Origin of the sequence: Enterobacter sp. CCUG 70166 (genome assembly GCF_020224095.1) — a bacterium.
Lineage (GTDB): Bacteria > Pseudomonadota > Gammaproteobacteria > Enterobacterales > Enterobacteriaceae > Enterobacter > Enterobacter intestinihominis.
Genome location: NZ_NRIQ01000093.1, coordinates 1 through 5,058, shown reverse-complemented (window position 1 = coordinate 5,058; position 5,058 = coordinate 1). Strand labels below are relative to the sequence as shown.

The following is a 5,058-nucleotide window of genomic DNA, read 5'->3' as shown; positions in this document are numbered from 1 at the left end:
GTTTTTGTTGACCACTTCAAGCTTTAACGGACGATTTCGCGATGAATGTTTGAATGAGCACTGGTTCAGCGATATCGTTCATGCTAGGAAAATTATTAATGACTGGCGGCAGGATTATAACGAATGCCGCCCGCACTCCACGCTGAATTATCAGACACCGTCTGAATTTGCAGCGGGCTGGAGAAAGGGTCATTCTGAGAATGAAGATTCCGACGTTACTAACTGAGTGTTGTATCTAATCGTGGGGGCAGGTCATTATCAGCATCCTTACTTTTCTTTAGCCTGAACAAAGGGCACTGTTCATCATGCAGTCTTGTCGTCTTAACGTGGCGTAACCTGGCAACGTTAACCTCGCAGTTAAAAGGACCTTCAATGTTCGGGTCATGTTCGACGCAATCACATTTTAACCACAACTTACGGCGGTCCATTTCTTCAAGCACAGAATTTGCTATACGTAAATCAGCCTGAGCGGGTTTTCGCCCGTTGCTGAAAACATGCAGCAATGCCTCTCTCTCTGCCAGATTCAGTTTCCTTTCAAGCCTTCCCCTTGGATTTTTTTTCCACACCAGGTCCATTGATTTACTCCTTCACTCAAAAGTGTGATTACGATAACAAGATCATATCTTGTTATCGTACCATCTTATTAAGATAGTAAACATATTGTCTTTGTTTATAGTCTATTGAATTTAATGAAGTTACTAACATCTCAAGTTAATATGATAACAAGATATCAATGCCGAGGCATATTGAAAATTAATTTTTGTTATCCTATTATCTTAACAAGATAACAAACAAGGTGTGCGGAATATGATCATTGTTCTTGGTAGTCAAAAAGGTGGAGTAGGTAAAAGTACGCTCGCAGTATCCATCGCTGCATATCTTATGGCACTAGGAAAGCGAGTTCTTATTGTAGATGCCGACGATCAAAAATCAGTGCTGACCTGGTATAACAATCGACCAGAGAACTTGCCTCATATGCCTGTGACTGGAGCGTCCGGCAACATCAAAGCCATGCTAAAAGAGCATGAAAAATCTTATGACTTTGTTATCGCCGATTGTGCTGGCCGTGACAGTGCAGAGATGCGAAGCGGATTAATGGCTGCAGATGTGTTTATTTCCCCTTTACGACCATCCCAAATGGATTTGGATGTCGTTCCTCACACATGCTCTGTTTTTACTGCAGCTAAAGATTTCAACGAGTCGGTACGTGGGTATTTAGTGTTGAATATGACACCAACTAACATGTTCGTTAATGAAGCTAATCAGGCAGCGGATGTTCTCAAAGACTTTCCGGAAATGAATCTGTCTAATGCTCGCGTATGTGACAGAAAAGCTCACAGGGATGCCTGGGCCGAATCAATGACTATTTTTGAAACACAGAACATCAAAGCCCAAGAAGAAATTGAAGCTCTGGTTAAGGAGATCATTCTGTGAGGAATAGAGCACAAACACCGCCAAGGGACGAAGCTTCGTTTATAAACGGAGGCACAGCTGGTCTCACTGCAAAAAATCCAGATGAACCAAGTAATAAATCTGCGACTAGTAAAGCAAAACCAGTCAGTATCTCTCTTGCTGAAGAGAATCTTAACTCAATTGATAATGTCATAAAGGAAGAGATGTTATCAGGGAACAGGAGAGTCAATAGATCCGATGTAGTTAGAGCTGCAGTGATGGCATTAGTAAATTTATCACGAGAGGAAATCTCTCAACTGATTGAAAAGTCTAGATTAAAATAATATTAACTTAATAAGTTACTAACTTATTAAGATGGTAATTAGAAGTGATGGCATTAATAAGTTAACAAGATGGTAAGATGGTAACTTACCATCTTGTTACATTGCTTTCTTAGCCACCTATTTTTTTAAGCAACGCCACCGCCTCATCGCCCGGCATCTGGAACTGCACCCGGTGCCGTGCTGCCACATCGAGCGCAAACACCTTCGTATACACCTCCGTCGAGCTGATGGACTTATGACCCATCAGGCTCTGCAATACTTTCAGGGGTATACCGGCATACAGCATGTGCATGGCATAGCTGTGACGGAACGTGTGCGGTGTCACCGGCACTGAGAACGTCACCCCGTCGGCTGCTGCCGTTTCAACCGCTTCGCTGAGCCAGGTGCGGACCGTCCGGTCCGTGATCTCCCAGATGCGTGCCTTATCCGTTCTGCCGGTTCGCCTGTTGCGCCGCTCCAGCGGAATTTTCAGCGTGGCCACCATCATCTCCAGCTGGCTCACATAGTTCGCATCAGAAAGCGGTACCAGGCGATGCGACTGACTGCCCGCGGGCGCACGGCCTGCTGTTCTGGCCGCTTTCTCCGTGCGCTGCTTGAGGGTGGCCAGCTGCACGAACGGGTAGGGTGGTACGAGGGAAAAATCACTCCGGGTCAGGGCCAGCGCTTCATTAATCCTTGCACCAGTATTCCACAGGGTCGCAAACAGCATCTTGCGGTGCAGATCCGGTACGTAATGGAGCAGGGCGCTCACTTCCGGCGCCAGCAGGTATTTCGGCAGTTCGTCCTGAACGAGGGCCATCTGGCGCAGGGCCAGCGCAGCCGAGTAGTCAATGGCCACCGGCAGCTGGGACAGTCTGGATGTAATTTCCCCATGAATTGAAGGTAGGGAAGCGTTCAAGTGTATCTAACCATTGAATACATAGCCGTGGCTCTTTCGAATAAATCAGGAATCAAGATTTTTTTCCCCCTTCATCATAAGAAAGAGCTGCATTACCACTTTATGGCCATCAGCTTGTCTTAGGAACGGGTTGAGATTAGCGAGTGTTTGCACTAACAGGATCAGACCCAACATCACTGTTAGAGGCTGAAGGCCGGCAGTGGCGAAAACGGGTAAAGACAGCAGCACGGGAAATAGCGGCCCACTAAGCGTTGCCAGTGCAACTTTCCACCGGTGTGCATCATCAGCATAAGCATAACTGACTGAACCGCCGAGGAAGGGACCAAATTGCAGTTGGAGTCCGGCCAACTGCAATCGGAACAACACTGGAGTGCCTAGCTGAAAGCGGGTTACTGGAGTACCCAGTAATACTGCCATTAGTGCATGCCCTAACTCATGAAACAGTGTGTATAAAAAGCTCATAAGATACAGATACACAGGGAGCATCCAGCCCAGGCTGTCCACTACATGCTCAAGGAATGCTAACGAGAATAGTGTCATGCCATCACTCATAATAAAACTCTCAGTCCTCTTCGCTATCCACCAAAAGCCAGGTGAAGCTCATCGATCATGATCAGCTCGCGGCGTCCTGATCGGCGTGGGAACATCCGGCGCATTTCGCGCGTCAGCTCCTTCTTTTCCCAGCCGTAAGGATAAATCACCCTGCCGTTTCTCTCCTCAATCTCCAGCGCCCGGGGAGCCGGTCCGGTTGTAATACGTTCCACTTCCTGCTTCAGACGCTCTCCGCGCCAGCCGTAGGCGGCCAGGCTGCGGCGAATGCGACCAACCGGGAAACGCGGATCTGAATGTCGGGGAAAAATCAGTTTGCCGTCTTCGCCCCGTTTCACGCCGAAGTCTTCCAGCGACTGTGTCACAGCAACGGTTCTGAGGTTGAACCCAATCATCGTTGCATGCGCTGTCTTTTCCATCGTTAACTCCCCTGAAGAGATTGTTGAAAATCAGTCTTTAAGAAATCCCGCCTACTGTCAGCTAAAAAAGCACAGTAGCGAAAGGGACTCTTCGCGGTTACTTAAATCCAGCGGCCAGATTTCCTGTAAATTCGAATCTGCAGAATGTGAAACAGGCCAGTCGCACAATGTCCACCCGCTGTGTCCTCCGGCCTCATGAAGATTCCTTGCAACAGTATCGCCATCTTCGCTGGTAATAAAATGCACCTCCGCCGATCCATCATCGGTACGCAGACGTCCGCAAAACAGCGTTACCTTTTGATGACCTTCACTGATGAGAGTGTCGATCAGTTCTTCATAGCCCATGGCATTACCTTTCTGCTGAAATAATCACTCAGAGTAATTATGACGCGCAGCACAGTCAGCTGGGCACACCTTGTGTCTGTGACCCGGATGATTTTTCCCTGCCGTCATCATTTTCACGCTGATAATAAGCAGCCATATAGCCACGCTGTTAAATTACCGGAAGCCCGTTTCATGGTGATCCGACTTTTCCGTTATTTTACGGTTTCCGGAAGTGTACCACGGTGAGGGAATAAGCAAAGCGCCCATTTCCGGAGCCTGTCGGCCGGTCACGGGGCAGGGGGTAAACACTACATATAGAAGATAATGCAGCTGACGGAGTGGCACATCTTGTGTTTCTGCGCTGGAGCGCCCCGGAGGGGCTCGGGAAGATCCGGAACTAACAGAAATCGGATCTGCGGAGAAAGAAAGAAGGATTATTGCAGCAGAATCAAGAAAAGAGGCGGATTGTTGTGATTTGGGGATTATTGCATGGAGTGCAAATTTTACGGCTGACTGAGGCTTAAATGGCAACTATAAGGAAAGAGAAACTTTTTTCAGTTTTTTTTACAGACCGGCCTTAAAGGCCGCATCAGATTTCCTAAATACAGTTTTACATAAGGAACATCGTATGACTGTATTTCTCATCCTCACCGCCATCGCATATGGCATCGTCAGTACCGGCGGCTACATCCTTTTAGTGGACAAAGGGTATCAGGGCTGGACCCTATTCTGGAAAAACTATGACGACCTGCCCCATATCTACCGTTCCCGCTGGCGATACCAGAGACGCTTCATTCTCAGACGTATCTGGAAGCGTCTCTTTAATCGCTGAGAAGGTTATCCAGCAGCATCCCCAGCCCGGCCAGCCAGCACAGGCAACACCATGTGGTGAACACCATCCGGGTCTGGCCGGATTTCCACTTGCGGACGGTACGTTCGTCCACATTCAGCCGGTTGGCCAGCTGGATGTCAGTCAGGGGGATCAGCCCCCGAACGAAGGTAGTTTCGCGTGCCGTGGGGAGCTGCCAGTCTTCTCCGCTGACCAGCGTATACCCGTTAAATTCTCCGGATTCAATCATCTCCCGTATACGTTGCTGGTTTTCTGGGTTCATAGGCTTTGTTGAATAAATCG

9 protein-coding genes and 1 pseudogene are annotated in these 5,058 nt (G+C 48.2%); 4 read left to right on the top strand and 6 right to left on the bottom strand.

Going from position 1 to position 5,058, the window contains the following annotated elements:
* The coding region (locus CKK19_RS25170) for an integrase core domain-containing protein (protein WP_225455265.1) at positions 1-226 on the top strand (226 nt) is incomplete at its 5' end.
* A 22-nt stretch (positions 227-248) separates the two neighbouring features.
* Here CKK19_RS25170 and CKK19_RS25165 read toward each other — a convergent pair.
* Positions 249-575, bottom strand: a pseudogene (locus CKK19_RS25165) (hypothetical protein); the annotation flags it as partial.
* A gap of 232 nt (positions 576-807) precedes the next feature.
* Between CKK19_RS25165 and CKK19_RS25160 the strand changes: the two are divergent.
* The gene (locus CKK19_RS25160) at positions 808-1,434 is read left to right on the top strand and encodes a ParA family plasmid-partitioning AAA ATPase (RefSeq protein WP_008502208.1); all 627 of its coding nucleotides are present in this window, start codon (positions 808-810) and stop codon (positions 1,432-1,434) included.
* Positions 1,431-1,736: a hypothetical protein gene (locus CKK19_RS25155; RefSeq protein WP_074174467.1), complete on the top strand. Its 306-nt coding sequence runs from the start codon at positions 1,431-1,433 to the stop codon at positions 1,734-1,736. The genes CKK19_RS25160 and CKK19_RS25155 overlap by 4 nt, the downstream gene beginning before the upstream one ends.
* A gap of 109 nt (positions 1,737-1,845) precedes the next feature.
* On the opposite strand, the gene CKK19_RS25150 is transcribed toward CKK19_RS25155, so the two are convergent.
* The 4 genes from CKK19_RS25150 to CKK19_RS25135 form a co-directional block, all read right to left on the bottom strand.
* Complete coding sequence (locus CKK19_RS25150) at positions 1,846-2,535, bottom strand: site-specific integrase (RefSeq protein ID WP_225455266.1); 690 nt, start codon at positions 2,533-2,535, stop codon at positions 1,846-1,848.
* Positions 2,536-2,679: 144 nt separating this feature from the next.
* Positions 2,680-3,186, bottom strand: coding sequence for a M50 family metallopeptidase (locus CKK19_RS25145; RefSeq protein WP_063854435.1), 507 nt, complete (start codon positions 3,184-3,186; stop codon positions 2,680-2,682).
* Between the two features lie 23 nt (positions 3,187-3,209).
* On the bottom strand, positions 3,210-3,602 hold the full coding sequence (locus CKK19_RS25140) for a hypothetical protein (RefSeq protein WP_063854433.1): 393 nt from the start codon (positions 3,600-3,602) through the stop codon (positions 3,210-3,212).
* A 57-nt stretch (positions 3,603-3,659) separates the two neighbouring features.
* The gene (locus CKK19_RS25135; RefSeq protein WP_063854431.1) at positions 3,660-3,947 is read right to left on the bottom strand and encodes a hypothetical protein; all 288 of its coding nucleotides are present in this window, start codon (positions 3,945-3,947) and stop codon (positions 3,660-3,662) included.
* A gap of 607 nt (positions 3,948-4,554) precedes the next feature.
* On the opposite strand from CKK19_RS25135, the gene CKK19_RS25130 reads away from it, so the two are divergent.
* Positions 4,555-4,758 carry a hypothetical protein gene (locus CKK19_RS25130; RefSeq protein WP_013087123.1) on the top strand — a complete coding sequence of 68 codons (204 nt, stop codon included), beginning with the start codon at positions 4,555-4,557 and terminating at the stop codon, positions 4,756-4,758.
* Here the strand turns inward: CKK19_RS25130 and CKK19_RS25125 are convergent.
* Complete coding sequence (locus CKK19_RS25125; RefSeq protein ID WP_032752120.1) at positions 4,748-5,038, bottom strand: hypothetical protein; 291 nt, start codon at positions 5,036-5,038, stop codon at positions 4,748-4,750. The two genes, CKK19_RS25130 and CKK19_RS25125, sit on opposite strands and share 11 nt — an antisense overlap.
* Positions 5,039-5,058: the final 20 nt, after the last annotated feature.

Bases quoted from the DNA above. Each gene is read 5' to 3' on its own strand.
- CKK19_RS25160 (WP_008502208.1), top strand. From the start codon at position 808: ATGATCATTGTTCTTGGTAGTCAAAAAGGTGGAGTAGGTAAAAGTACG.
- CKK19_RS25150 (WP_225455266.1), bottom strand. From the start codon at position 2,535: ATGGCCCTCGTTCAGGACGAACTGCCGAAATACCTGCTGGCGCCGGAA.
- CKK19_RS25145 (WP_063854435.1), bottom strand. From the start codon at position 3,186: ATGAGTGATGGCATGACACTATTCTCGTTAGCATTCCTTGAGCATGTA.
- CKK19_RS25140 (WP_063854433.1), bottom strand. From the start codon at position 3,602: ATGGAAAAGACAGCGCATGCAACGATGATTGGGTTCAACCTCAGAACC.
- CKK19_RS25135 (WP_063854431.1), bottom strand. From the start codon at position 3,947: ATGGGCTATGAAGAACTGATCGACACTCTCATCAGTGAAGGTCATCAA.
- CKK19_RS25130 (WP_013087123.1), top strand. From the start codon at position 4,555: ATGACTGTATTTCTCATCCTCACCGCCATCGCATATGGCATCGTCAGT.
- CKK19_RS25125 (WP_032752120.1), bottom strand. From the start codon at position 5,038: ATGAACCCAGAAAACCAGCAACGTATACGGGAGATGATTGAATCCGGA.